Origin of the sequence: Pseudomonas phytophila, assembly GCF_025643095.1 — a bacterium.
GTDB lineage: Bacteria > Pseudomonadota > Gammaproteobacteria > Pseudomonadales > Pseudomonadaceae > Aquipseudomonas > Aquipseudomonas quasicaspiana.
The window spans coordinates 3,156,281-3,182,594 of record NZ_CP081201.1; the positions used below are offsets into that span (position 1 = coordinate 3,156,281).

Annotated in this window: 27 protein-coding genes and 2 tRNA genes; 13 read left to right on the forward strand and 16 right to left on the reverse strand. The window is 57.2% G+C overall.

The window, feature by feature from the left end; genetic code table 11:
* Positions 1 to 306: 306 nt before the first annotated feature.
* Together K3169_RS14270 and K3169_RS14275 are read left to right on the forward strand one after the other, a co-directional pair.
* Positions 307 to 750 carry a hemerythrin domain-containing protein gene (locus K3169_RS14270; protein WP_099268926.1) on the forward strand — a complete coding sequence of 148 codons (444 nt, stop codon included), beginning with the start codon at positions 307 to 309 and terminating at the stop codon, positions 748 to 750.
* Between the two features lie 81 nt (positions 751 to 831).
* Complete coding sequence (locus K3169_RS14275; RefSeq protein ID WP_231677573.1) at positions 832 to 1,176, forward strand: 2-oxoacid ferredoxin oxidoreductase; 345 nt, start codon at positions 832 to 834, stop codon at positions 1,174 to 1,176.
* 69 nt (positions 1,177 to 1,245) lie between these two features.
* On the opposite strand, the gene K3169_RS14280 is transcribed toward K3169_RS14275, so the two are convergent.
* Positions 1,246 to 1,575, reverse strand: a complete 330-nt coding sequence (locus tag K3169_RS14280) for a hypothetical protein (protein ID WP_049826835.1) — start codon at positions 1,573 to 1,575, stop codon at positions 1,246 to 1,248.
* A gap of 100 nt (positions 1,576 to 1,675) precedes the next feature.
* A complete protein-coding gene (locus K3169_RS14285) occupies positions 1,676 to 2,005 on the reverse strand; it encodes a DUF6388 family protein (protein ID WP_231677574.1) in 330 nt (109 codons plus the stop codon).
* Between the two features lie 309 nt (positions 2,006 to 2,314).
* Here K3169_RS14285 and K3169_RS14290 point away from each other — a divergent pair, with 309 nt between their 5' ends.
* From K3169_RS14290 to K3169_RS14305, 4 genes are all read left to right on the forward strand, one after another.
* Positions 2,315 to 2,704 carry a RidA family protein gene (locus K3169_RS14290; protein ID WP_027899441.1) on the forward strand — a complete coding sequence of 130 codons (390 nt, stop codon included), beginning with the start codon at positions 2,315 to 2,317 and terminating at the stop codon, positions 2,702 to 2,704.
* Positions 2,705 to 2,856: 152 nt separating this feature from the next.
* Complete coding sequence (locus K3169_RS14295) at positions 2,857 to 3,621, forward strand: IclR family transcriptional regulator (protein WP_263272079.1); 765 nt, start codon at positions 2,857 to 2,859, stop codon at positions 3,619 to 3,621.
* A gap of 16 nt (positions 3,622 to 3,637) precedes the next feature.
* Complete coding sequence (locus K3169_RS14300) at positions 3,638 to 4,843, forward strand: amino acid deaminase (protein WP_027899439.1); 1,206 nt, start codon at positions 3,638 to 3,640, stop codon at positions 4,841 to 4,843.
* Between the two features lie 17 nt (positions 4,844 to 4,860).
* The gene (locus tag K3169_RS14305; RefSeq protein ID WP_231677577.1) at positions 4,861 to 5,805 is read left to right on the forward strand and encodes a sugar kinase; all 945 of its coding nucleotides are present in this window, start codon (positions 4,861 to 4,863) and stop codon (positions 5,803 to 5,805) included.
* A 148-nt stretch (positions 5,806 to 5,953) separates the two neighbouring features.
* Here K3169_RS14305 and K3169_RS14310 read toward each other — a convergent pair whose 3' ends face one another.
* A complete protein-coding gene (locus tag K3169_RS14310) occupies positions 5,954 to 6,229 on the reverse strand; it encodes a peptidylprolyl isomerase (protein WP_017133756.1) in 276 nt (91 codons plus the stop codon).
* Positions 6,230 to 6,466: 237 nt separating this feature from the next.
* Between K3169_RS14310 and K3169_RS14315 the strand changes: the two genes are divergently transcribed.
* The gene (locus K3169_RS14315; protein ID WP_122704761.1) at positions 6,467 to 7,636 is read left to right on the forward strand and encodes a PilT/PilU family type 4a pilus ATPase; all 1,170 of its coding nucleotides are present in this window, start codon (positions 6,467 to 6,469) and stop codon (positions 7,634 to 7,636) included.
* A gap of 1,317 nt (positions 7,637 to 8,953) precedes the next feature.
* On the opposite strand, the gene K3169_RS14320 is transcribed toward K3169_RS14315, so the two are convergent.
* The 11 genes from K3169_RS14320 to K3169_RS14370 all read right to left on the reverse strand — a co-directional run bounded on the left by K3169_RS14320 (position 8,954) and on the right by K3169_RS14370 (position 21,507).
* Positions 8,954 to 9,724 (reverse strand): 3-hydroxybutyrate dehydrogenase, encoded by a 771-nt coding sequence (locus K3169_RS14320; protein WP_122397072.1) that lies wholly within the window; start codon positions 9,722 to 9,724, stop codon positions 8,954 to 8,956.
* Positions 9,725 to 9,734: 10 nt separating this feature from the next.
* Positions 9,735 to 11,126, reverse strand: coding sequence for a GntP family permease (locus tag K3169_RS14325; RefSeq protein ID WP_263272081.1), 1,392 nt, complete (start codon positions 11,124 to 11,126; stop codon positions 9,735 to 9,737).
* Positions 11,127 to 11,768: 642 nt separating this feature from the next.
* Positions 11,769 to 13,184 carry a sigma-54 interaction domain-containing protein gene (locus tag K3169_RS14330; protein WP_099271252.1) on the reverse strand — a complete coding sequence of 472 codons (1,416 nt, stop codon included), beginning with the start codon at positions 13,182 to 13,184 and terminating at the stop codon, positions 11,769 to 11,771.
* 53 nt (positions 13,185 to 13,237) lie between these two features.
* Positions 13,238 to 14,821 (reverse strand): ABC transporter ATP-binding protein, encoded by a 1,584-nt coding sequence (locus K3169_RS14335; RefSeq protein ID WP_099271253.1) that lies wholly within the window; start codon positions 14,819 to 14,821, stop codon positions 13,238 to 13,240.
* 1 nt (position 14,822) lies between these two features.
* Positions 14,823 to 15,845: an ABC transporter permease gene (locus K3169_RS14340; protein ID WP_099271254.1), complete on the reverse strand. Its 1,023-nt coding sequence runs from the start codon at positions 15,843 to 15,845 to the stop codon at positions 14,823 to 14,825.
* The gene (locus K3169_RS14345) at positions 15,845 to 16,915 is read right to left on the reverse strand and encodes a microcin C ABC transporter permease YejB (protein WP_099271255.1); all 1,071 of its coding nucleotides are present in this window, start codon (positions 16,913 to 16,915) and stop codon (positions 15,845 to 15,847) included. Before K3169_RS14345 ends, K3169_RS14340 begins: the two co-directional genes overlap by 1 nt.
* Positions 16,916 to 18,784: an extracellular solute-binding protein gene (locus K3169_RS14350; protein WP_263272084.1), complete on the reverse strand. Its 1,869-nt coding sequence runs from the start codon at positions 18,782 to 18,784 to the stop codon at positions 16,916 to 16,918.
* 301 nt (positions 18,785 to 19,085) lie between these two features.
* On the reverse strand, positions 19,086 to 19,367 hold the full coding sequence (locus tag K3169_RS14355) for a peptidylprolyl isomerase (protein WP_027898593.1): 282 nt from the start codon (positions 19,365 to 19,367) through the stop codon (positions 19,086 to 19,088).
* A 125-nt stretch (positions 19,368 to 19,492) separates the two neighbouring features.
* Positions 19,493 to 20,575 carry a 3-deoxy-7-phosphoheptulonate synthase gene (locus K3169_RS14360; RefSeq protein ID WP_231677613.1) on the reverse strand — a complete coding sequence of 361 codons (1,083 nt, stop codon included), beginning with the start codon at positions 20,573 to 20,575 and terminating at the stop codon, positions 19,493 to 19,495.
* 318 nt (positions 20,576 to 20,893) lie between these two features.
* Positions 20,894 to 21,037, reverse strand: coding sequence for a hypothetical protein (locus tag K3169_RS14365; protein ID WP_164706065.1), 144 nt, complete (start codon positions 21,035 to 21,037; stop codon positions 20,894 to 20,896).
* 236 nt (positions 21,038 to 21,273) lie between these two features.
* Positions 21,274 to 21,507, reverse strand: coding sequence for a DNA-binding protein (locus K3169_RS14370; RefSeq protein ID WP_027898591.1), 234 nt, complete (start codon positions 21,505 to 21,507; stop codon positions 21,274 to 21,276).
* Positions 21,508 to 21,588: 81 nt separating this feature from the next.
* Here K3169_RS14370 and K3169_RS14375 point away from each other — a divergent pair, with 81 nt between their 5' ends.
* The 6 genes from K3169_RS14375 to K3169_RS14400 all read left to right on the forward strand — a co-directional run bounded on the left by K3169_RS14375 (position 21,589) and on the right by K3169_RS14400 (position 25,462).
* On the forward strand, positions 21,589 to 21,942 hold the full coding sequence (locus tag K3169_RS14375) for a helix-turn-helix domain-containing protein (protein WP_263272091.1): 354 nt from the start codon (positions 21,589 to 21,591) through the stop codon (positions 21,940 to 21,942).
* Positions 21,943 to 22,140: 198 nt separating this feature from the next.
* Complete coding sequence (gene uvrY / locus K3169_RS14380) at positions 22,141 to 22,785, forward strand: UvrY/SirA/GacA family response regulator transcription factor (RefSeq protein ID WP_027898589.1); 645 nt, start codon at positions 22,141 to 22,143, stop codon at positions 22,783 to 22,785.
* Position 22,786: 1 nt separating this feature from the next.
* Positions 22,787 to 24,610 (forward strand): excinuclease ABC subunit UvrC, encoded by a 1,824-nt coding sequence (uvrC, locus tag K3169_RS14385; protein ID WP_231667482.1) that lies wholly within the window; start codon positions 22,787 to 22,789, stop codon positions 24,608 to 24,610.
* A 32-nt stretch (positions 24,611 to 24,642) separates the two neighbouring features.
* Complete coding sequence (gene pgsA, locus K3169_RS14390; protein ID WP_027898587.1) at positions 24,643 to 25,203, forward strand: CDP-diacylglycerol--glycerol-3-phosphate 3-phosphatidyltransferase; 561 nt, start codon at positions 24,643 to 24,645, stop codon at positions 25,201 to 25,203.
* Between the two features lie 63 nt (positions 25,204 to 25,266).
* Positions 25,267 to 25,342, forward strand: a tRNA-Gly gene (locus tag K3169_RS14395).
* A gap of 46 nt (positions 25,343 to 25,388) precedes the next feature.
* A tRNA-Cys gene (locus tag K3169_RS14400) sits at positions 25,389 to 25,462 on the forward strand.
* A 154-nt stretch (positions 25,463 to 25,616) separates the two neighbouring features.
* Here the strand turns inward: K3169_RS14400 and K3169_RS14405 are convergent.
* The gene (locus K3169_RS14405) at positions 25,617 to 25,919 is read right to left on the reverse strand and encodes a hypothetical protein (RefSeq protein WP_164581908.1); all 303 of its coding nucleotides are present in this window, start codon (positions 25,917 to 25,919) and stop codon (positions 25,617 to 25,619) included.
* A gap of 85 nt (positions 25,920 to 26,004) precedes the next feature.
* The gene (locus tag K3169_RS14410; RefSeq protein ID WP_255878224.1) at positions 26,005 to 26,295 is read right to left on the reverse strand and encodes a hypothetical protein; all 291 of its coding nucleotides are present in this window, start codon (positions 26,293 to 26,295) and stop codon (positions 26,005 to 26,007) included.
* Positions 26,296 to 26,314 lie beyond the last annotated feature (19 nt).

Sequence of the window (26,314 nt, forward strand, 5' to 3'; positions counted from 1 at the left end):
ATCTGCGACGTAAAGAGTCGGATGACTGGAAATGAATGCGGGATTCATGCCGAATTTGGCGCGCATTGTCGCATAGAGTGAGTGGCAGTTGTATGGCAAGCCGGATTAATCATCCATCGCGCGCACTGCGGGTAGGAGCGAACTTGTTCGCGAGGCGGCGTACCGGGTACACCGGCAAGTGAACGGCTAGAGGACGCAGAGCGCAAACAGCGAATTTGCAATGCTCAAAGACTGAACTGCCGCTTTCCCGAAGATGTCTAGTAACCATCGCTTCCACATTCGGAAGCTGTCCCTGGAGTACAGCCCGTGAATATTTTTGAAGCCTTGAGAGAAAGCCATGACCGTCAGCGTAACTATGCCGACATTCTGGTCAAGACCAGCGGTGATAACGCTGAGCGCGTTGAAGCCTACAAACAGCTGAAAGCTGAACTTCAGGCCCATGAAACCGCCGAAGAGCGCTTCTTTTATATCCCTCTGATGGAACACGATAACGGCGTGGACCTGAGTCGCCACGCGATCTCGGAGCATCACGAGATGGACGAGATGATGGAAACGCTGGATGAGACCGAGATGTCCAGCCCCGCTTGGCTGGCTACTGCCAAGAAGCTGTCCGAGAAGGTTCACCATCACCTGAAAGAAGAAGAGCAGAAGTTCTTTCAGATGGCGGGTAAGCTACTCGACGAGAAGCAGAAAGAATCCCTGGCTGGCAAGTACGTCAAGGAATACGAAGAGCAGCTTACCGAAGCGTGAAAACCGGGGCGGGGCGCATGTCTTGTTCATGCGCTTTGCCGGGCGGTGTAGAATCCGCTTTTTTCGCGTTCAAGGAATGTCATGAAATTTCTGATTTCGGCAGTCGCTCTGACGGTGTTGGCAGGTTGCACCTCGCCATCCAATCAGGCTCGGGCTGTTGGCCCTTACAAGACGTATTCGAGTCAGAAAACTGCGGCTGTGGTTGCGCAGTGCATTGAGTATTCGTGGCAGGACGAAGCTCTGATGGGGGCTGAAGCCGATGCTTTCATGCAATCCAGTGAAAAGGGCTTCACTGTTTACAACACGGGCGCGGAGTTCTTCGCGGATGTCCAGCCTCAAGGCGGTGCAAGTGCGATTCAGTATTACGCGCCGTCTTCAAATCTTGCGACTGAGCGTCGTGGTGCTGCTCTGGCGACTTGTTTGTAAGCATTGACCCAACGTGCAGCGCAAAAAAAGCCCGGCTTCAATAGCCGGGCTTTTTCACGCTCGCACCGATCAATTGTCGGGGGAGCCAGCAGCACCGCCACCGGTGCCGTTAGGGCCGTTCTTGCCAGGACCGCCAGTTTTGCCAACAGCACTGCCAGTGGTGCCGCCATCAGTTGACTTGCCTGCGCCTGAACCTGTGGCTCGACCATTTGCGTCAGCGCTTTTGGTGCTGCCCGACGCCGGTGCTGGGTGAGTACCAGGCGGCACTGCCGAACCAGTCTGGACGCCACCAGTTTCAGGTTTTACCGGACCTGTGCTGGAGGAAGCTGCAAATGCGGAACCAAACGAAAGTGAAAGCAGGCCTGCGAGCAAAAAGTTAGTCGTCTTTGACTTCATCATGGTACGTCTCCAATTTATGAGCGTTACCTGATATTGGTCAGCCACGCCCTCGCAAGAGTGCCCTTGATGGCGACGAACGGTCACATCGCGCTGATCAGGTTCAAGGTTCCAGCTTGTTCAACTCGCAATATTCCAACCAGTCCATACCGGCCATCTGCGCCACTTCCTTATGGACCTCACGCCGCTGGCTTTGATATTCCTCAGGGTTGGCAGCGGTCAGTTGCAATGTCAGCTCCCAGGCAAACAGACCCTGGCGTTCAGCCTCGGCCTCGAAGGCCTCATGCAAACACTCTTCGCGGTATTGCTCACGTGTCAGACCAGCAGCCTGCGCGGCTAGTGGGTTGAGCTTTTCCAGTTCCTGCTGCAATTCAGGATGCTGAGACAGGAAAGTTTCCAGCGCTAATGTGTGGGGATGTTCTGCTGTAGCCATTGGATCTCCGTAGTGTATTTCCAGGCATGTCATCAAACAGACCGTCACTGATGATACTCGTTGGTTTTTTTCCATCCAGTGCTGTGGCACACTCAAAACATATTTCCGCTATTTCAGATTGTGTTCCGATATAGCGGAAAGACCAACGACTTTATTTGCATTAAAACGCAGTCCCTGTAGGAGCTCAGCGAGGTTACGAGGCCAGCGATGACGGTGTGTCAGACATACCTTGATCGCTGGCCTCGTAACCTCGCTGAGCTCCTACAGGATTCGGTTTAATTCGGATTGTATTTTTTACAGGAGACCTTCATGAGCATCACTCGTTATGGCGCAGGTAGCGTCGCTGGGGGCGGGCAGCCGCGTCCTTTCGCTCGTGCTGTTGAAGCCGACGGCTGGCTCCATGTGTCGGGCCAGGTGCCCGCAGAAAACGGCGAAATCATTGTAGGCGGCATCGTTGAGCAGACGCACAAGACCCTGCAAAACCTGGTCGCGATCCTCACTGAAGCGGGCTATGGTCTTGAAGATGTGGTCCGGGTTGGCGTCTGGCTTGAAGATCCGCGGGATTTCTGGAGTTTCAACAAAGTGTTCGGTGAATACTTCACACCCGAACATGCCCCGGCGCGTGCCTGCGTGCAGGCAAGCATGATGGTTGACTGCAAGGTCGAGATTGACTGCGTGGCGTACAAGAAAAAGGCCTGATCTAGAGGAGCTATCCCGGTGTCCATGACACCGCGCTATCTCGCGGCAAATATTGAATGGGTAGGAGCTGCCGAAGGCTGCGATGGCGGTGTCAGGGTGAACGCTTCGCAGCCTTCGGCAGCTCCTACATAAGTACGCAAGGGTTTCCAGACATGACCGAAGACACCATCAAACGCCGGGCCCGCGGGCTCGATCGGGCGTTCGATATCCTCGACTTTCTCAAGGAGCAGGGCAAGCCCATGCGCCCCAACGAGATCGCCAACGGTATCGGCGGCCCCAAATCGACGGTTTATGAACTGGTCGGTTCGCTGCTGGAGCGACGCATCCTGGAGTCCGTGGGCAAGGATGGGCATGTCTACCTGGGGCGTCAGTTGTACTTTCTCGGTCAGGCTCACTTGCGTCATTTCGACTTCACCCGTGAGGCGCAAGTCTGCCTGGGCGATATCGTCAGCCAGACCCGCGAAACCGCGCAGATGTGTCTGCTCAATGGCCGCAAGTACACCGTCGCGTTAATGAAAGAGGGTGAGCGACACTTCCGCATTTCCTCCAACATCGGCGAAAACGCGCCGATTCCGTGGACGGCTTCCGGGCGTTTGCTCCTGTGCCACCTGAGCGATCAGGAAATCGTCGACCTGATCGATGCCGACGACTTCGTGTTGCCCGACGGTCAGCTTCTGCCGATTGAGACCTTCCTTGGCGAAATCCGCAAGGCGGGTGAGGAAGGCTTCTTTTCCTTCAATAGTGTTGCTGACACTTTCACCCATTGCTTCGCTGCTCCGGTCAAAGACAAACATGGCGTGTGCATTGCAACGCTGTGCATCGTTGCTCCGCGAGCCGATGCAAAAAAACACTACGCCGACTACCGCAGAGTGCTGATCGAGAGTGCCAACGGGCTAGCGGCTCGCATCAATGATTAATATCCGGGAGACCACCATGACTATTGCAGCTGTAGAAAAGGGCGCCGCCGCTCCAGGCGATCATCTGGTGCGTGACGTAAGTTTGCCCGCGCTGGTGATCCATCGTCAGGCGCTGGATCACAACATCCGGTGGATGCAGGCGTTCGTCACTAACAGCGGCGCTGAACTGGCGCCCCACGGCAAAACCAGCATGGTTCCGGCGCTGTTTCGGCGGCAACTGGAAGAGGGCGCCTGGGGGCTGACGCTGGCTACGGCGGTTCAGACCCGGGCTGCCTATGCACACGGGGTTCGTCGGGTCTTGATGGCCAACCAGTTGGTCGGCACTGCAAACATGGCGCTGATCGCCGAAATGCTCGCGGACTCTATGTTCGACTTCCATTGCATGGTCGACCATCCGGATAACGTGGCGGCACTGGGCGAATTTTTTGCGGCCCGCGGTTTGCGCCTGAACGTGATGATCGAATACGGCGTAGTGGGGGGGCGTTGCGGTTGCCGTACCGAGCAACAAGTTCTGGAACTGGCCGAGGCGATCGCCGCACAACCGGCCCTGGCGCTAACAGGCATTGAAGGCTACGAAGGCGTGATTCACGGCGATCAGGCTGAAAGCGGCATTCGTGCTTTCGCGGCCTCGCTGGTGCGTCTGGCGGTGGATCTGCAGGATCGTGGAGCATTTGCGCTGGAGCGGCCCATCGTCACAGCGTCGGGTTCGGCCTGGTACGACTTGATCGCCGAAGCTTTCGACGAGCGTCAGGTGCGTGAGCGATTCCTCGGTGTTTTGCGTCCCGGCAGCTATGTCGTGCATGACCACGGCATCTATAAGGACGCGCAATGCTGCGTACTGGATCGCCGTGCTGATTTGCATGAAGGCCTGCGCCCGGCAATGGAAGTCTGGGCTCACGTGCAATCGATGCCAGAGCCTGGCTTCGCCGTGATTGCCATGGGCAAACGCGATGTTGCCTATGACGCGGGCTTGCCAAGTCCATTGCTCTGCTACAAGCCCGGTGTTGTACCGGCGCAAGGCGTGGACGTCAGCGCCTGCAAGGTGACAGCTGTGATGGATCAACACGCATTCATGACCGTCGCGCCGGGATGTGAGCTGAAAGTCGGCGACATCATTGCGTTCGGTTCCTCCCACCCGTGCCTGACGTTCGACAAGTGGCGCAGTGGCTGTCTGGTGGATGAAAACCTGCAAGTCATTGAAAGTTTCGACACGTATTTCTAGTTCGGGAGTCGCACTCAATGAGTGAGCTGATCAGCCATAGTCACCCACGGATCGCCCTGATCGGCGAATGCATGATCGAGCTGCAACAGCATGCCAGCGGCGCACTGCAACAGAGCTTCGGCGGCGATACGCTCAACACGGCGGTTTATATGACCCGCCAATTGGGCAGCAGCGCACAGGTGGATTATGTCACCGCGCTGGGCGATGACAGTTTCAGTGATGCAATGTGCCAAGGCTGGGCGCAGGAGGGCATTGGGCTGAGCAAGGTGCAGCGTCTGTCTGGGCGGTTACCAGGGTTGTACTGCATTCAGACTGACGCCAGTGGCGAGCGTCGTTTCCTGTATTGGCGCAACGAAGCTGCGGTGCGTGACTGTTTCAACACTCCGGACGCTGAAAAGATTCTTGGGGCATTGCCGGACTATGACCTTCTTTACCTGAGCGGGATCACTTTGGCGGTGCTGGGCGAGCAGGGGCGGCAACGTCTGTTCTCAGCGCTGGCTCAAGCGCGTGCTTCAGGTGCCAGGGTGGCCTTCGACAACAATTACCGGCCACGTCTCTGGGCATCGGGTGAACAGGCACGCGAGGCGTATCGTGCGTGTCTGGCCCACGTCGACGTGGCGTTGCTTACCGAGGACGACGAGCAGGCACTGTTTGGCTATACCGACAGCGAGCAATTGTTGAGCGCCTACCGCGAACTGGGCATCAGCGAAGTCGTCGTCAAGCGAGGCTCGCAGAGCTGTCTTGTTGAGTCGGGCGGTGAACGCTTTGAAATTCCTGCTCGACGTGTTGAGCGAGTGATCGACAGCACTGCGGCGGGTGATTCGTTCAGTGCGGCTTATCTGTCAATGCGCCTGCGAGGCGGCAGCCCGGTGCAGGCCGCCGAAGCCGGACATCGTCTGGCGAGTGTGGTGATTCAGCATCCAGGGGCTTTGATTCCCAGGAGTGTGATGCCGGGGTTGTAGGTGATTCCGCTGTCGCGTCTTGTGCAACCTGTGGGAGCCGAGCTGCTCGCGATAAAGTGCCTGATAAATGCAGCGCCCTTATCGCGAGCAAGCTCGGCTCCCACAGGAAAGCATTTCTGTCCTGATGCTTGTGAGGATTTAAAAAAACTCAATCCCGATAAAACACCTGAACCAGGTGATAACCAAACTTGCTCTTGATCGGGCCATGCACCGTGCGCAGCGGCTTTTTGAAGATCACCTGATCAATCGCGCCCACCATCTGCCCAGGGCGGACTTCGCCCAGGTCGCCACCGCGTTTGCCTGAGGGGCAGGTCGAGTGCTTCTTGGCCAGCACATCAAATGCTTCGCCCTTGGCGATGCGCTGTTTGAGTTGTTCGGCCTCTTCGGCGGTTTTCACCAGAATGTGGCGTGCTTGGGCTTTCATGGGGCAGGGGCCTGAAGAAAAAACGGCGGCTATTATCACACAGCAGGCAGACCTTGTTTCCAGGTACTGCCCCTAATGACAAAAAATACGCGCTCTGTTGCACAAGCAGCCTGATCAATCATTGCGTACCGAGGTGTTCTACCGCCAAGCTATGCGCACTCATCCCGGATCGTGATCCGGTTGAACGTCGCACGAGAGGCGGCCTCTTTCAGTCAAATCATTTGTGCGGTGTTGCTTATGGATTTCCCGGCGTTGTTGAAGACTCTGGCCAGTCAGGATGGATCGGACCTTTATCTTTCTACTGGGGCACCGCCCTGCGCCAAGTTCAATGGCGTGCTCAAGCCGTTGGGCACTGAGTCCCTCAAGCCTGGTCAGGTGGCTCTGGTTGCCGACGGGTTGATGGATGCCGAGCAGAAGCGGGATTTCCATCGAGATCTTGAGATGAACCTCGCGGTGTCCATGGCAGGGATCGGGCGTTTCCGTATCAATATCTTCATGCAGCGCAACGAAGTATCGATCGTGGCGCGAAACATCAAGCTGGATATCCCGCGCTTCGAAGACCTGCACCTTCCTCCGGTGCTGCTCGACGTGATCATGGAGAAGCATGGCCTGGTGCTGTTTGTGGGCGCGACCGGTTCAGGCAAATCCACCTCACTGGCGGCGCTGATCGATCACCGCAACCGCAATGCCAGCGGGCACATCATTACCATTGAAGACCCGGTGGAATTCATTCACCGGCACAAGAAGTCGATCGTCAACCAGCGCGAGGTCGGGGTTGATACCCGCAGTTTTCGTGCTGCATTGAAGAACACCCTGCGCCAGGCACCGGATGTCATCCTGATCGGTGAAATCCGCGATCGGGAAACCATGGAACATGCGCTGGCCTTCGCCGATACCGGACACTTGTGCCTTTCCACACTGCACGCCAACAACGCCAATCAGGCGCTGGACCGAATTATCAACTTCTTCCCGGAAGAACGACGCCAGCAACTGCTGCAGGACTTGGGCAACAACCTCAAAGCGTTCGTTTCCCAGCGTCTGGTCAAGACTCTGGATGGCAACCGCAGGGCGGCCGTGGAGGTCATGATGGGCACGCCGACCATTCGCGACCTGATTCAGCGCAATGAGTTGACTGAACTCAAAGGCATCATGGAAAAGTCCGGAAATCTCGGCATGCAGACCTTCGACGGTGCACTGTTCGAGCTGGCAGCAGCCGGTGTGATCAGCGAAGAGGAAGCGCTCAAATACGCCGATTCCCAGAACAACCTCCGCCTGCGCCTCAAGCTGCATGGTGAAGGCGTGACGGCCAACCCCACCGCCGCGCCGAGCGCTCCTGTCGGTACCTCCAGCGTGAACGTGTCGGATTGGGGGTTGGTGGATGAGCGCGATGAGGGTGGGCAGAACTGATTTAATACCGGGCCCGCGATGCAGACGCCGCGACTCTGCAGTTGAATCGAGTTGATTTTATCGCGGGCAAGCCCAGCTCCCACAGGGTTGTGTGCTGGCAGCGAGATAGCTTCTCTGAAGTCAGCTGTCGCGGCCAGCGTTGCTTTGACAGGCGATCATTTTCTCCTGTGGGAGGCGGGCTTGCCAGCGATGCAGACGCCGCGACTCTGCCGTTGAACCGAGTTGATTTTATCGCGGGCAAGCCCAGCTCCCACAGGGTTGTGTGCTGGCAGCGCGATAGCTTCTCTGAAGTCAACTGTCGCGGCTAGCGTTGCTTTGACAGGGGATCGTTTACTCCTGTGGGAGCCGGGCTTGCCCGCGATGCAGACGCCGCGATTTTGCAGTGGAACCGAGTTGCCTTTATCGCGGGCAAGCCCAGCTCCCAAAGGGTTATGTGCTGGCAGCGCGATAGCTTGTCTGAAGTCAGCTGTCGCGGCCAGCGTTGCTTTGACAAGCGATCGTTTTCTCCTGTGGGAGCCGGGCTTGCCCGCGATGCAGACGCCGCGATTTTGCAGTGGAACCGAGTTGCCTTTATCGCGGGCAAGCCCAGCTCCCACAGGGTTGTGTGCTGGCAGCGAGATAGCTTCTCTGAAGTCAGCTGTCGCGGCCAGCGTTGCTTTGACAGGCGATCATTTTCTCCTGTGGGAGGCGGGCTTGCCCGCGATGCAGACGCCGCGACTCTGCCGTTGAACCGAGTTGATTTTATCGCGGGCAAGCCCAGCTCCCACAGGGTTGTGTGCTGGCAGCGCGATAGCTTCTCTGAAGTCAACTGTCGCGGCTAGCGTTGCTTTGACAGGGGATCGTTTACTCCTGTGGGAGCCGGGCTTGACCGCGATGCAGACGCCGCGATTTTGCAGTGGAACCGAGTTGCCTTTATCGCGGGCAAGCCCAGCTCCCACAGGGTTATGTGCTGGCAGCGCGATAGCTTGTCTGAAGTCAGCTGTCGCGGCCAGCGTTGCTTTGACAGGCGAGCGCTTTCTCCTGTGGGCGCCGGGCTCGCCCGCGATGCAGACGCCGCGATTTTGCAGTGGAACCGAGTTGCCTTTATCGCGGGCAAGCCCAGCTCCCACAGGGTTATGTGCTGGCAGCGCGATAGCTTCTCTGAAGTAAGCCGTCCCGGGCTAGCGTTGCTTTGACAGGCTAGTGCTTTCTCCTGTGGGAGCCGGGCTTGCCCGCCATGTAGACGCCGCGATTTTGCAGTGGAACCGAGTTGCCTTTATCGCCGGCAAGCACCGCTCCCACAGGACTGTATTTCAAATTTCGAGTGGTCTGATTACCTCACCGCGCCAGCCACCCACCATCCACATTCCACGCCGCGCCACGCACCTGGCTGCCAGCCTCGCTGGACAGGAACAACACCAGTTCGCCCAGCTGTGACGGGGTCACGAACTCAAGCGACGGCTGTTTCTCGGCCAGCAGGTCATGTTTGGCCTGATCCGCATCGCCACTGGCCGCTGCCCGGTCATCAATCTGCTGTTGCACCAGCGGCGTCAGCACCCAGCCGGGGCAAATCGCATTGCAGGTGACATTCGTCGTGGCGGTTTCCAGGCCGACGACTTTGGTCAGGCCAATCACCCCGTGCTTGGCCGCCACGTAGGCCGCTTTACCGGTGGACCCCACCAGACCATGCACCGAAGCAATGTTAATGATTCGCCCCCAGTTTTTACTGCGCATGCCCGGGAGGCATAGGCGCGTGCTGTGGAAGACCGAGGACAGGTTGATTGCAATGATCGAATCCCAACGCTCAACGGGGAAGTCCTCGACGGCGTCAACGTGCTGAATGCCTGCGTTGTTGACCAGAATGTCGACCCCACCAAACTCGCGCTCGGCGTAATCGATCATCTCCGCGATCTGCTCGGGTTTGCTGACATCGGCGGGATGATGACCCACCTTGCCGCCGAACTTCGCAACTTCGGCAATGACTGCCGAAGCATCGCCGAAACCGTTGAGGATCAAGTCAGCGCCAGCTCTGGCAAGCGACAGAGCGATGCCCAGCCCGATACCGCTGGTGGAACCGGTGACCAGTGCCGTTTTACCTTTAAGACTCATACGTTGCGCCTCACACAATGCCAGTAGCGTAAAAAGTGCCGATCACCACAAACACTGCTAGTGTCTTGATGATGGTGATACCGAAAATGTCTTTGTAAGCCTCGCGATGGGTCAACCCGGTGACCGCCAGCAAGGTAATCACCGCGCCGTTATGCGGCAGCGTGTCCATGCCGCCGCTGGCCATGGCCGCGACCCGATGCAGCACCTCCAACGGGATATTGGCGGCATGAGCTGCATTGATGAAAGTTTCCGACATGGCCGCCAATGCGATGCTCATACCGCCTGACGCCGAGCCGGTGATCCCGGCCAGCAACGTCACGGTGATGGCTTCGTTGACCAGCGGATCTGGAATGCCCTTGAGCCAGTCTGCCAGCACCAGAAAGCCGGGCAGGGAGGCGATGACTGCGCCAAAGCCATATTCCGAAGCGGTATTCATTGCGGCCAGTAACGCACCGTTAACCGCACTTTTGCTGCCTTCCGCCAGACGACTTCGAATGGCCGTGAAGCCGAACGCGAGCACCATCAGGATCCCGATCAGCAAAGCGGCCTCGACTGCCCAGATGGCGGTGAGCTTGGCAATCTCGGTCTGGACCGGTGTCGCCATGCCCGGCAGGGCGAGGGTATGCGTCTTGCCGTACCACTGAGGGATCCACCAGGTGAACAGCAGGTTCATCACGCCAACCAGCAGCAAGGGCGAAATCGCGATCCACGGATTTGGCAGCTTGATGTCTTCCGGCGTATCCGGTTCGTTGCGCAGCGCAGTGCCGTAACCTTCACCGGCGCGCTGGGCTCTATTGCGCTGGCGCTGCAGGTAAAGCATGCCTGCGCAGAACACGAAAATAGTGCCAATCACGCCCAGCCACGGCGCGGCCCACGCGGTGGTATTGAAGAACGTGGTGGGAATGATGTTCTGGATCTGCGGGGTGCCGGGCAGGGCGTCCATGGTGAACGAAAACGCACCGAGGGCGATGGTCGCCGGTATCAAACGCTTGGGGATGTCGCTCTGGCGGAACATTTCAGCGGCAAATGGATAGACTGCGAATACCACCACGAACAGCGAAACGCCTCCGTAGGTGAGCAGGGCGCAGACCAGTACGATGACCAGCATGGCCTGGCGCGTACCCAGCACGCCGATGGCCGCCGCGACGATAGCCCGGGAAAACCCGGACAACTCGATCAGCTTGCCAAACACGGCACCCAGCAGAAACACCGGAAAGTACAGCTTGATGAAGCCGACCATCTTGTCCATGAACACCCCGGTAAAGGCCGGGGCGACGGCGGACGGATCTGTCAGAAGTACAGCGCCTAGGGCGGCTATGGGGGCAAAGAGGATAACGCTGTAACCGCGATAGGCAGCAAGCATCAACAGCCCGAGGGCTGCCAGGGCGATGATTACACTCATTGAGTGTCTCCTGGCCTTGGAATCCGGCGAACTCAGAGGCTGCCGATAGCGCTCTGCATGGCTCGGTGGATCCCGTCGGCATATTGTTATTGTTTTCGGCTGCGGGAGTGCCGCTTGAGTGCTTTAGCGGAAATCGTGCCAGCTCTTCAAGGCATTGATTTGTATGATCTTTATCTGAGTTGGTTGAGGCGACGATTAGGTTCTGTCTCCGAATCGAGACGTTTTATTTTCTTCTGGCAACATTCGATCTATGTAGTAGCTGCCGAAGGCCGCAATCGCAGCCTTCGGCAGCTCCTACAAAAGCCTTGGTGAAAAAATCTGTAGGAGCGCGCTTGCCCGCGATAGCGTCAGCACAGCCGATAAATTTTTCACTGATAGACCGGATCGCGGGCAAGCGCGCTCCTACAGCTAAGAAAGCACTCCAAATCAGAGGGTTGAATATCGTTGGACAGCGTCGCCGATGTTGGGCATGAAATACAGAAGCCATGTGGGAGCGGTGCTTGCCCGCGATTCAGGCACCTCGGTGTGTCTAATGGACTGCGGCGCTTCGATCGCGGGCAAGCACCGCCCCCACTAGAGAGCTCGAGTGAGCAAGGAGATTGCAGGCAACCAGGCCATCTCCTTTCAGAGACACAAGTCTCTCTATTGAGACTCGGCAATCCCCAGCGCGGCCATTTTCTTGTAGAGCGTCGAGCGGCCGAGTCCCAGTTGACTCGCGGCTTCCACGACATTCCCTGCGCATTGCACCAGTGCCTGCTCAATCAACTGCCGATCAAAGCGTTGTCGGGCCTGGCTGAAGGTTTCGAAGCACGCAGGATCAGACGATTCACTTGCCAGGCTATTGACCGGGACCAGGCTGCCAATCGAGGCTCTGATCTCTTTAGCATTGAGCACGAGGTCATCACTGAGCAAGGCTGCACGCTCCAGAACGTTGCGCAGCTCGCGAATATTGCCCGGCCACGCATGCTGGGCGAGCAGCGCCTGTGCGCCCGGTTCGAGTTCGTGCTGGCTGCGCAGCTCTTCGAGGATCGATTCGCTGAGCGCTGGCAGGTCATCCAGCCGATCGCGCAACGGCGGCACCTGAATGGGCAAAACGCTCAAGCGGTAATAAAGGTCCGCGCGAAACTGGCCACGTTTGATGGCCGCTTCAAGGTCAGTAGAAGTCGCAGCAATCAGGCGGATATCGCTCTTGTGCACTTGATTGGAACCGACAGGCTCGTACTCTTTTTCCTGCAGGACGCGCAGCAGTTTGCTTTGCAAGGGCAGTGGCATATCGCCGATTTCATCGAGAAACAACGTGCCACCCTGGGCGATCTGCAGTTTGCCCGGTCGCCCTTTGCGGTCAGCGCCGGTGAAGGCACCCGGCGCAGTGCCGAAAAACTCCGCCTCCAGCAATGTTTCCGGAATGGCCGCGCTGTTGATGCTGACAAATGCTTTGTGTGCCCGTGGTGACGCGTTGTGAATCGCGTGGGCCAGCAATTCCTTGCCGGTGCCCGTTTCACCCAGCAGCAGAACGGGGGATTCAGCACTGGCGCTGCGTCGCGCCCGGCGTTTGACTTCCAGGCTGGCCGCGCTGGTGCCAATGAAATGCGCAAAACTGTATTTGGCCTGACGGGCACGCAACAAGGAACGGGTAGAGGCCAGTTCCTCTTGCATGCTCAGGTAACGCTTGAGTAGCGGCGAAAGCGCCTGAAGCTCATCAAACAGAGCGAAACCAATGGCCCCGATCAAATCACCGGTGTCATCGTGAATCGGCAAGCGCATGACCACCAGCGGGTCCTTGGCGGTATCCATCATGTCCAACAGAATCGGCCGTCCATTAGTGGCGACCTGGCGCAGCAGACTGCCGGGGATGACCTTTTCGCAGGGTTGGCCCAGCGCCAGACTGGAGTCCTGCAGCCCGAAGCGGCGGGCATAACGTTCGTTGATCCAGACAATCTTTGCGTCTTTGTCGACAATCACGGTGCCCTCGCTCGACTGCTCGATGATTTCGAACAGCGAGCGAATCGCCAGTTGGCGAACCCTGCGGTAATCGTTGAGGCTATGGCTCTCTTTCATGGGGTGTTCCGTTGTGCGTCACCGGCGTCTGGCCGTACAGAATGCCCTTTTTTTTAACTGAATCCAGGGTGTGCCGCCGCCAGCAATTCCTTGGTGTAAGGATGTTGGGGGGCGTCGAACAGATCGTGACTGGCGCCACGTTCGACAACCTTGCCGTCTTTGACCACGATCACGTCGTGGGCCAGTGCTTTGACCACGGCCAGATCGTGACTGATGAACAAATACGTGAGCCCGTGCTTTTCCTGCAACTGACGTAGCAAGGCCACGACTTGTTTCTGCACCGTTCGGTCCAGCGCCGAGGTCGGTTCATCCAGCAGTATCAATGCCGGCTTGAGGACCAGGGCCCTGGCGATGGCTATCCGCTGGCGCTGGCCGCCGGAAAACTCATGGGGGTAACGATGCCTGCTTTGCGGGTCGATACCGACTTCTTCCAGCACGCGAATGACTTCGACCTCACATTGCGTCGCGTCCATTTCGCTATGAACTTCAAGCCCTTCACTGATGATTTGCGCCACGGACATACGCGGGCTGAGGCTGCCATAAGGGTCCTGGAAAACCACCTGCATCTGCTTGCGCCAGGGACGCATTTGCTTCTGATTCAGGTTGTTCAGGCTTTGCCCCTGAAAACGGATACTGCCACGCGATTCAAGCAGGCGCAGGATTGCCTGACCAAGTGTCGATTTTCCCGAGCCCGACTCACCCACGATGCCGAGGGTTTTACCGCGCTCGATGCTCAGGCTGATGTCATCCACCGCCTTGAGGTATTCCTTGTGCTGACGGAAGATCCCGCCACCCAACGAGAACCAGACACGCAGGTTCTCCACCTCCAGCACTTTCTCTCGACTGTCCCGGGGCAGCGGTTCGCCAGCAGGCTCTGCGTCGAGCAGCAGTTTGCTGTAGGGGTGCTGTGGTTGTTTGAACAATGAGTGGCAATTGGATTGCTCGACGATTTCCCCGGCGCGCATCACGCAGACACGCTGGGCAATGCTATGCACCAGATTGAGGTCATGACTTATCAGCAGCAGCGACATGTTCAAGCGCTGTTGCAACTCTTTGAGCAGCAGCAGGATCTTGCGCTGCACCGTCACATCCAGGGCCGTGGTCGGCTCGTCGGCGATCAGCAATTCCGGCTCGCAGGCCAGCGCCATGGCGATCATCACCCGCTGGCGCTGACCACCTGACAATTCGTGGGGATAGGCTTTGAGACGCTTCTCCGGTTGCTGGATACCCACCAGTTCGAGCAGTTCAACAATGCGTTTTTGCGCGGCCCGGCCTGTCAGGCCCTTGTGCAGCAGAAGAGTTTCACCGATTTGTTTGGAGACCGTGTGCAGCGGGTTCAGCGAGGTCATCGGTTCCTGGAAAATCATCCCGATCTGATGACCCCGCAAGCGGCGCAAGGTACGGCTGTCTGCGCCAAGCAACTGCTGGTCTCGATAGAGAATGCTGCCGGTGCTAACCGTGCCTTTGGCGGGCAGCAATTGCAGGATCGAATGGGCGGTGACTGACTTGCCGGAGCCGGATTCGCCCACCAGCGCCAGGCATTCACCGGCGCGGATATCCAGGCTCAGGTTCTTGACCACCGTTTGACCGCTGAAGGCGACACTGAGGTCACGGATTTCAATCAGGTTGTCCGACATATCAAGACCTCGGGTCGAAGGCATCACGCAGCGCCTCGCCAATGAATACCAGCAGTGACAGGATCAGCGCCAGGGTGAAGAACGCGGTCAGCCCCAGCCAGGGTGCTTGCAGGTTCTGTTTGCCCTGGGCGATCAGCTCCCCAAGCGAAGCGCTGCCAGCGGGCATGCCGAAGCCCAGAAAATCCAGCGCGGTCAGGGTGGAAATCGCACCGGTAAGGATAAACGGCAGGTAACTCAGGGTCGCATTCATCGCGTTGGGCAGGATATGCCGGGTGATGATCTTGCGGTCGCTCATGCCCAGTGCGCGAGCCGCCTTGACGTACTCAAGGTTGCGGCCGCGTAGAAACTCGGCGCGCACCACATCCACCAGGGCGAGCCATGAAAACAGCGCCATGATCCCCAGCAACCACCAGAAATTGGGTTCGACGAAGCCGGACAAAATGATCAGCAGATAAAGCACCGGCAACCCTGACCAGACTTCCAGCAAGCGCTGACCGATCAGGTCGACCCAGCCGCCGTAATAGCCTTGCAGCGCACCCGCTGCGATACCAATCAGGGCACTGATGGTCGTCAATACCAGGGCGAAGAGAATCGACACCCGGGCACCGAATATCACTCGGGCCAACACGTCCCGCGCCTGATCGTCAGTGCCCAGCCAGTTTTGCGCTGTCGGCGGGCTGGGGGCAGGGCGATTGAGGTCGTAATTGGGGGTGTTGTCGCTGAACGGAATGGGCGGAAACAGCATCCAGCCATCACCCTTTTTGATCAGATCCCGAACGTAGTCACTGCGATAGTCCGGCTGGAACGGCAATTGGCCGCCGAACTCTTGCTCGGTGTAACGCTTGAGTGCCGGGAAATACAGCGAGTTCTGATAACTGAGGACCAGCGGCTTGTCATTGGCGATCAACTCGCCACCCAGCGTCAGCAGGAACAGACCGCAGAACAGCCACAGTGACCACCAGCCTCGGCGGTTCTTGCGAAAGCGGTCAAGCCGTCGCTGGGCCAGCGGAGAAAGTCTGCTCATCAGGCATTCCTCGCGCTGAAGTCGATTCGCGGATCGACCAGGGTGTAGCAGATATCTCCGACCAGTTTTATCAGCAAGCCAAACAGGGTGAAGATGAACAGCGAGCCGAATACCACGGGATAGTCCCGTGAAACCGCAGCTTCATAGCTCATGCGGCCCAGACCATCGAGGGAGAAAATGACTTCGATGAGCAGCGAACCTGCAAAAAACACGCTGATGAATGCCTGCGGAATACCCGCTACCACCAGCAGCATGGCGTTGCGAAACACATGGCCGTACAGCACGCGGCGCTCGCTCAAGCCTTTGGCCCTGGCCGTCACTACGTACTGGCGGGTGATTTCATTCAGAAACGAGTTCTTGGTCAGAATCGTCAGCGTCGCGAAACCACCAATGACCAGTGACGAAACCGGCAGCACCAGATGCCAGAAGTAGTCCGCAATCTTGCCCACAGTGCTCATCTGCTCGAAGTCTTCGGACACCAGCCCGCGTACCGGGAACCAGTTGAGTGACGTGCCCCCGGCGAAGAGCACCACCAGCAGCATCGCAAACAGAAACGCCGGCATTGCGTAGCCAATGATGATGGCGGTGCTGCTCCAGATGTCGAACTGACTGCCGTGCCTGACTGCCTTGCGAATGCCCAGAGGGATCGAAACCAGATACGTGATCAGCGTTGCCCAAAGCCCCAGCGAAATGGACACTGGCATCTTTTGCAGAATCAGGTCAGTGACCGTCGCGCCCCGGAAGAAGCTGTTACCGAAGTCCAGCCGCGCATAGCTTTTCAGCATCAGCCACAGGCGCTCGTGCAGGGGCTTGTCGAAACCATATTGGTGTTCGATGTCTTTGATCAGTTTGGGATCGAGGCCGCGAGACGCGCGTGACGGGTTGGCATTGATTGACTCGCTCGCTGCGCTGCCAGCACTGGAACTGGCACCGCCAATACCTTGCAAGCGGGCAATGGCCTGCTCAACCGGGCCACCGGGCGCCGCCTGAACAATAAAGAAGTTGACCAGCAAAATGCACAACAGCGTAGGAATGATCAGCAATAGACGTCGCAATAAATAGCCGAGCATTCACTTCATCTCCGAGGCGACGGCGGAAGCGCCGCGTTTTTCAGCGAACTGCTCGTTGGTCAGCGGAACAGGGCTGACCTCCCACCAGGTTTCAATCGCCTCCCCATTACTGGCCTGTACTTTCGGAATGCCGAAACGATTCCACCACAGCGTCGATGCACCCGGCGGGTAATAGTTGGGAATCCAGTAATAGCCCCATTGCAGCACACGATCCAGGCAACGGGCGTAATCCACCGTGGTGGATTTCTGATCGGCGCTGACCAGTCCGGCGATCAGGCTGTCCACTGCTGGGTCCTGCAGCACCATGTAGTTACTGGAGCCGGGGTCGCGGGCGCCTTTGGAGCCGAAACTGTTATACAGCTCCATACCAGGCGAGGTTGAAACCGGGTAACCGGTCACGATCATGTCGTAATCACGGGCCATGACTCTGTTCAGAAACTGCGCCGAGTCAATGCGGCGGATCTCGAAGTCGATACCAATCTGCGCCAGCGTGCGCTTGTACGGCAGCAATATTTTTTCAAACCCGGCCTGGCCGTTGAGAAAGGTAAAGGTAAACGGCTCGCCTTGGGCGTTGACCAGATGATCGCCTTTGGGCGTCCAGCCAGCGTCTTCCATCAGCTTCAGTGCCTCAAGCTGCTTGTCCCGGATGTATCCCGTGCCATCTGTTTTCGGGGTGTGGAATACCTTGTTGAACACTTCCGGCGGCACGTTGGCACGCAAAGGCTCAAGAATTTTCAGTTCGGCTGGAGTCGGCAGCTCAGTGGCGGCCAGGGACGAGTTGGAAAAGTAGCTGTTCTGGCGGATGTACATGTTGCGCATCATCTGCCGGTTGGTCCATTCGAAGTCCCAGAGCATCGATAGCGCCTGACGCACCCGGCGATCCTGAAACATGGGGCGATCCAGGTTGAAGACAAAACCTTGAGAACTCTGCACGGCGCCTTTGGCCAGATGGGCCTTTTGCAGGCGGCCGTCGGTCAGCGCCGGGCTGTCGTAGAGAATCGAATAGGCCGTGGCGGAGTACTCGCGGTTGTAGTCGTAAGCGCCGCCCTTGAGGACTTGCCGGGCCACGTCAATGTCGCCGAAGTACTCGACGCTGAAGGTGTCGAAGTTATAGGAACCGCGGTTTACCGGCAGATCCCTGGCCCACCAGTCCGGGTCACGGGCGAAGGTGATGCTGCGTCCTGGGTCCACCTTGGCGACTTTGTAGGGGCCGCTGCCCACCGGAATCTCAAAGCCGCCACCGCCAGCGAAGTCGCGACTCTTCCACCAGTGTTCCGGAAAGACCGGAAGGGAAGTGAGGTCCAGCGGCAACGTTCGACTTTCACTGGACTTGAAGTCAAAGCGGATCCGGGTTGGGGATTCAACCTCAACGCCTTTGACGTCCTGAAATTGTGTCCGGTATGACAGGCTGCCCTGCGTCATCAGCAGGTCGTAGGTGTAGCGCACGTCTTCTGCGGTAATAGGCACGCCGTCTGCGAAGCGGGCTTTCGGATTGATATAGAAGCGCAACCACAGGCCATCATCGCTGCGCTCGATGCGCTCAGCCACCAGACCATAAACGGTGTAAGGCTCGTCCAGCGATCGTACAGCGAGAGGTGAATAGAGCATGCCATTGATTTGCGACACGCCGGTCCCTTTGTCCAGATAGGGCATCAGGTGGTCGAACTGGCCAATTTCCTGAGCCGAGCGACGCATGCTGCCGCCTTTTGGCGCGTCCGGGTTTACGTAGTCGAAATGCTTGAAATCCGCAGAGTAACGGGGCGCTTCGCCATAAACCGTCAGAGCGTGTTGCGGCGCAGCGGACAATAATTGAGGGCCAGAGAGCAGGGCCAGCAGTGCCACGATCAGCGATGAAGAAACAAAACGCATTACTGGGATCCTGACTGACGTCGGCGGGCGAACATCAGGGTTAAGGGTGGCGATGATTAAAGTCATACGACAGGCACGGTCAGGCAACGTTCTTGACCGTTCAATGCAGGCTTCAACAAGGTACCGGAACCCGGGCTGGTTTGTAACTGGATGATGCGCGGTGCAAGTAGGGGTTATGCGCTAAACCCCAGCATTGCGGGGCTCGTGCGCTCCTACAGGGAGGCATGGCGGTTTCTCTAGCACCACAAACAAAAACGGCCCGCCTTGAGGCGAGCCGTTTGTGAGCATCAGTCGCGAGGAATCAATCCTGGCGGCTGGTCACTTCCAGCAGGTGATAACCGAACTGGGTCTTCACCGGGCCTTGCACGACGTTAACGGGCGCGCTGAACACGACAGTGTCGAATTCCTTGACCATCTGGCCTGGGCCGAAAGAACCCAGATCACCGCCCTGGCGGCTGGATGGGCAGCTGGAGTTGGATTTGGCGACTTCCGCAAAATCAGCACCGCCTTCGATCTGCGCTTTGAGCTCGTTGCATTTCTCTTCGCTGGATACAAGGATGTGGCGGGCAGTGGCTTTAGCCATGTGGAATTACTCCTGTGAAAAAAAAGAAAGAGCCTACCGGATTAAGGAAGGCATTTCTCGATAAAGTTCAGAGCATTAACCATCAAGCGAGTTGAGCGGCGTTGTCCGCCGCTCTTTTTCGCTTGTTACCTGTAACGCAGTTTGCTGACGGCTTCGCGCAGCAGATGCTCTGTGGCGTCCCAGCCCAGGCAGCCATCAGTCACCGAGACACCGTAACGCATCGAGCCGCTGATCGGCTGGCAGCCTTCAAACAGATGACTTTCGATCATCATGCCAACCAGTGATGAGTCACCCTGCAAGCGCTGCGCGAGCACATCGTTGAATACTTCCGGCTGGCGCAACGGGTCTTTGCCACTGTTCGCGTGACTGCAGTCGACCATGATGCGTTCGGCAATTTGCTGTTTCGCGAGGCTCTCACGTACTTGCGCCACGCTACTACGATCGTAGTTAGGCCCTTGGTGTCCACCGCGAAGTACGATGTGAGTGTCGGGGTTGCCCTGGGTTTCGATGATCGCCGGATGCCCTTGGCGATCCATGCCGAAGTGACGATGCCCATGAGCAGCCGAACGCATGGCGTCACAGGCAATGGCGACGCCCCCGTCAGTCCCGTTCTTGAAGCCCACTGGCATAGGCAGACCGCTGGCCACCTCCCGGTGGATCTGCGATTCAGTGGTGCGAGCACCAATGGCGACCCAACTGAGCAGGTCGTCAAAATAACCGGCTGCCATGGGTTGCAGGATCTCTGTCGCAACAGGCAGACCCAGGCGCAGCATCTCGCGCATCAGATGACGTGAGAGTGTGAGGCCTGCGGCCATGTCATCACTGCCGTCGAGTTGCGGATCATAAGCCAGGCCCTTCCAGCCAACCGTGGTGCGGGGCTTCTCTACGTAGGCGCGCATCACCAGCAGCATCTGATCGCTGACTTCACCGGCAAGGGCCGCCAGGCGTTCGGCGTATTCAATGGCTGATTGTGGATCATGGATGGAGCAGGGGCCTACCACCACCAGCAGGCGAGAGTCCTGGCCATTGAGGATGGCGCGAACGGCGCGGCGTTGTGCGGCAACCTGTTCAGTGAGGGCAAGATCCAGCGGCAACTGCGATTTCAGTTGCAGGGTACTTGGCAGGCGTTGCGGGGCGGGAATGCTGTCGAGCACGGTCAGGTTGCGGGACGACAGGTCAGACGGTTTTACGGCGATAGACGAATTCATGGTTCTGCTTCCTGGGCTGGCGGGTGCGGCCCGCTCGAGCCCTACTGGGGTGTTCGACAATTTGCCGGGTTGGCGTTTTGTAACGGGTTGCCACCTGTCAGTGACCGAACGGAGGCGGCTTGCTGTCCCGAACGGAGGCTGCTAAATCGCCAGGCAGTGCAAATGTCGGTGCGGTAATAAGTGCTGTAGGTCATGTCGTAATCCTCGATTCAATTAAGTTTTCAGGGGCGCTAAAAAACAAAACCCCCGGTCGGGTAGCCGACCGGGGGTAGAGAATTCTCTGGTTGGCGTCCCCTTGATGTGGGCGCCGGATGGGTATCAGGCGCGCCAGTGGCTAAACCAATACCCAAAATAAGAAGTGTTTTGCGGAGCAACGTCTACCGACTGACCCCACACGGCCGCGCGCGCTACCAGGCGATCAACGCTGGTCTGCAACAGTGGCTGTGAAGTGGATGGCAACATGATACATCTCCGTTAAGTGCAGCGAGCTTACTTCAGCCGTGCTGAGCATTTCAATCAGAAATATCAATGGCAGGCATAGGCAGGCCAAGCAAAATCAGTCGAGTGGAATCGCGCTTTTTTCGTTCGACGAGTTCGAAACAAGATGTTTAAGGCGAGGGATGAATGGAGAAAGCTCCTACAGGCGACTGTCCATTAATCCCGTGTATTCCATCCGCAATTTCTCACTTGGAAAAATCTCAATCAGCTGCTGCTTCAACTTGACGTTGTGGCTCGGCGGGAATGATGCCGTCCTTCATGCCCAGTAAAACCGCCACTTTATGGGCCTCTCCGCGCCGACCTTTCTTGCGGCCAGCCAAAACCTGATAAGTGGTTGCCGGATCAATGCTGTGCTCGCGGGCAAACTCTTGAACAGATTTACCTTGATGTTCAAGCCATGCTTTGGCTTGTGCGGCGGTACGTATTCCGGGCATAGTTCAAAACCGTTCAAATCAGTTTAATTTAACTCGATTCTACCATTCGTAAGGATGGGGTCAACAGGATTACGCATTCAAATGAGTGGAATAGGTTCCCGACTGAGAAAAGAAAGAGAACGCTTGGGTTTATCTCAGCTTGCTTTTGGAGAAATCGGAGGCGTGGAGGCCAACGCTCAGGGCAAATATGAAAGTGGCGATCGTGCCCCCAAGGCCGATTACCTCGCAGCCATCGCCGCAAAGGGCGTGGATGTATTGTTTGTTCTGACCGGAAGCGCTACGCCTATCCTTGTCGAAAATCTAAGCAATGCTGAGGAGAAAGTTCTGGGTAGCTACCGTACCCTCACCAAGGAAGATCAGGATGCCATCAGGCGATTGACCATCACCATGGCTGAGCTGTCAGCTTCATATGCCATCCAGAGCAAGGCGCGTTAATCGCAGGGAAGGCTGAAACTCCACTGCGTTAACGATTAGCGGCGCAAATAATTTCATCATTTGAGGGCATCGGTGATAGCGTGTCCTCAGCGCCATATCAAAATCATTGTGGGCCAGACCTTGCTTGACGCTAGGTCTGGCCCTTTGTTTTTGCTATGGTGATCCGTATTCGTTATGACCGTTTTGCGAGGTGTCTGCTTGATTAAGGTGCTAGTTGTTGATGACCATGATCTTGTCCGGACAGGCATTACCCGCATGTTGGCTGATATAGATGGTCTTCAGGTGGTCGGCCAGGCAGACTCTGGTGAAGAATCGCTCAAGAAAGCGCGCGAGCTGAAGCCTGATGTGGTGCTCATGGACGTAAAGATGCCCGGCATCGGCGGCCTCGAAGCGACTCGCAAAATGTTGCGCAGCCATCCCGAAATCAAGGTTGTGGCAGTTACGGTCTGCGAGGAAGATCCTTTTCCAACGCGGCTGTTGCAGGCCGGTGCGGCGGGTTACATGACCAAAGGTGCTGGCTTGGCGGAAATGGTGCAGGCCATCCGTCTGGTCTTTGCCGGACAGCGTTACATCAGTCCGCAGATAGCCCAGCAACTGGCCCTCAAGTCGTTCCAGCCGCAAGTCAACAACTCGCCCTTCGATCTGCTTTCGGAGCGTGAGATCCAGATTGCCCTGATGATCGTTGGCTGCCAGAAAGTGCAGACCATCTCCGATAAGCTGTGTCTGTCCCCGAAAACCGTAAATACCTACCGTTACCGTATCTTTGAGAAGCTGTCGATTGGCAGCGATGTCGAGCTGGCTTTGCTGGCGGTACGTCACGGCATGGTCGATGCCAGCGCCTGAAATGAACCCATCGTTTGACCCGAGTGCCTTTCTTGCAACCTGTAGTGGCCGTCCTGGCGTGTATCGCATGTTCGATACCGAGGCGCGGCTACTGTACGTCGGCAAAGCCAAGAATCTGAAAAACCGCCTGGCGAGTTACTTTCGCAAGACCGGCCACGCGCCAAAGACCAGTGCATTGGTCTCGCGGATCGCCCAGATTGAAACCACGATCACCGCCAACGAAACCGAGGCGCTGCTGCTTGAGCAGACGCTGATCAAAGAATGGCGTCCGCCTTACAATATTCTGCTGCGCGATGATAAGTCCTATCCCTACGTCTATCTGTCGGATGGTGACTTTCCGCGTCTAAGTATTCATCGCGGCGCCAAGAAACCCAAAGGTCGTTATTTCGGCCCTTACCCCAGTGCCGGAGCGGTACGGGAAAGCCTGAGCTTGATGCAGAAGACCTTTCTGGTTCGTCAGTGTGAAGACAGCTTCTACAAGAACCGCACCCGACCGTGCCTGCAATATCAGATCAAGCGCTGCAAGGGGCCGTGTGTCGGTCTCGTGGAGCCGGAGGTTTACGCGGAAGATGTGCGCCACTCGGTGATGTTCCTCGAAGGTCGCAGTAACACGCTGACTGACGAGTTGAACGCACTGATGGAAAAAGCCGCCATGAGTCTGGATTTTGAACAGGCTGCCGAGTTGCGTGACCAGATTGCGTTGCTGCGCCGGGTTCAGGATCAACAGAGCATGGAAGGCGGCACGGGTGACGTCGACGTCGTCGCTGCCTTCGTCAACCCCGGCGGCGCTTGTGTGCATCTGATCAGCGTGCGCGGGGGCAGGGTGCTGGGTAGCAAGAACTTCTTCCCTCAGGTCGGTATCGAGGAGGAGGTGGGCGAGGTCATGTCGGCCTTCCTGTCGCAGTATTTCCTTGGCGGCGTTGATCGTGAGTTGCCAGCTGAAATCATCGTCAATGTGCTGCATGACGATTTCCCGACCTTGATCGATGCCATTGAAGAGTCTCGAGGTCGCGAACTGGTGATCAGCCACCGCGTTCGTGGCACCCGTGCCCGCTGGCAGCAGATGGCAGTGACCAACGCGGAACAGGCGTTGGCGGCGCGGCTCGCCAATCGTCAGCATGTAGCAGCTCGATTCGATGCACTGCAGAAGGTTCTGAAACTCGATGAGCCGCCGCTGCGCCTTGAGTGCTATGACATCAGCCACTCCAGTGGTGAAGCTACAGTGGCTTCCTGCGTGGTATTTGGTCCTGAAGGGCCGATCAAATCGGATTATCGCCGCTACAACATTGAGGGCGTTACGGCGGGGGACGACTATGCTGCCATGCACCAGGCATTGACCCGACGTTTCAGCAAGCTGAAAGAAGGCGAGGGCAAGTTGCCGGATATTCTGCTGGTTGACGGCGGTAAAGGGCAGATGTCCATGGCCCGGGATGTATTGAATGAGCTGGCAGTGCCTGATCTGATCCTGTTGGGTGTTGCCAAAGGTACGACCCGTAAGGCAGGCTTTGAAACCCTGTACCTGAATGATTCCGCTCACGAATTTACCCTGCCGGGGGATTCTCCGGCGTTGCACCTGATTCAACAGATTCGCGACGAAGCTCACCGTTTTGCAATTACTGGACACCGGGCACGACGCGGCAAGACACGGCGCACTTCGAGTCTTGAAGGCGTTGCCGGAGTAGGGCCGACACGGCGTCGTGACCTGCTCAAGCACTTTGGTGGTTTGCAGGAATTGTCCCGCGCCAGCATCGAAGAAATCGCAAAAGCGCCCGGAATAAGTAAAAAGCTTGCAGAGTCGATTTATGCGAACCTGCACAGCGAGTAGAATGCCCGCTCACCTCGTAGCAAGTTGTGCCGATGAATATCCCTAATCTGATCACCGTTCTACGTGTCCTCCTGATTCCGATCTTCATTCTGCTGTTTTATCTGCCGTACCACTGGAGCTACATGGCAGCCAGTAGCGTCTTCGCTTTTGCCGCGGCGACCGACTGGCTCGATGGTTATCTGGCTCGCCGTCTGGAGCAGAGCACGCCGTTTGGCGCGTTTCTCGATCCCGTCGCGGACAAACTGATGGTTGCAGTGGCGCTCGTGTTGCTGGTTCAGGCCCACGCCAATCTATGGCTGACGTTGCCTGCGGCGGTGATTATCGGCCGTGAGATCGTTATTTCCGCTTTGCGCGAATGGATGGCCGAATTGGGCGCCAGGGCGCAGGTGGCGGTATCGAACCTGGGCAAATGGAAGACCGCCGCACAAATGCTGGCGCTGGTCATCCTGCTGGCTAATCCACCCGCGTTCACATTCTGGGTGGTGCTGGGTTACGTGTTGCTGATTCTCGCTGCAGGCCTGACTTTGTGGTCGATGCTGCAATACCTGAGAGCAGCATGGCCGCATCTGAAAACCACCGCTGATAAAAAATAAGTTTTTAAAACAAAGGGTTGACGGCGCGGTTTGAATGTATAGAATAGCGCCCGTCACCAAGATGCGGGAATAGCTCAGTTGGTAGAGCACGACCTTGCCAAGGTCGGGGTCGCGAGTTCGAGTCTCGTTTCCCGCTCCAAGTTTGTACACATTGAGTGTTTGTTGTTTGAGCACTGGATGTTTGAGGCCGAGTAGCAAAATGGTTATGCCGCGGATTGCAAATCCGCTTACGCCGGTTCGATTCCGACCTCGGCCTCCACTATTAAAGAACCCGAAGATTAACGTCTTCGGGTTTTTTATTGCTTTCGAATTGGCGAAGCCATCACTGCCACCAGAGCTGGTTTCTCTATCTCGCCCTCATCGACCTGATCGTGGTACTCCAGGGCGCGTTCAGTGCGATGCCTCTGCCGTCTTTATCTTTCGAGTTTGTCGAGCGCTTCGTTGAGGCCCGAGATTGCAGATAGCGCCCACACGTGGTGCTGCTCTGTACTGTGCCCGACAGTGATGTCGTATCCGAGCATTGCTGATGCGTGAGAGCGCAGCCGTTCGATGTTTTCGGCAGCGTATGGAGCGCGTTCCTTAAAATACTCATCCAGTCCTTTCGTGAGGATAGATATCGCGCTGAATGCCGCAGCATGCAGAAACAGGTCGTCTGTCCCGCGTGCAGCGCTGAGAAGATCCTCTATTTTGTTGAGAGCCTGTTTCGGGTTAATCATCAGCAATCTCGATCAATAAGGGGGGGGTGAAGCCAGCAGCTACTGCTCGGCCTGCATGACTGCCACTGGCATTCCGTCCAGATGTTTAGGGCCAGGAGGCCTGAATGGCTGCGTCGAACAGAGGGCCCGTGATCCGGCGGTCACTGTATTCGCTGACGAAATAATTGATTCGGTTAGCCAGGTGCTGAATGGATAGCCAGCCCAGGCCATGGTAGTCCCGCAATTCCTCGTCGTTGAGCTTAATCAGGGATTCGTAACTCAAGAAGGACGCCTCGCAGTTGACGAGGACATAGATTGAGCCATCTCCCGCGCGAAGAAGCTGCCAGTAGCCATCCGTAATGTGATGTGTCGCAGGCGTGAGGTGAATCAGATCCATGTTTGATTTTCGTCCGTTA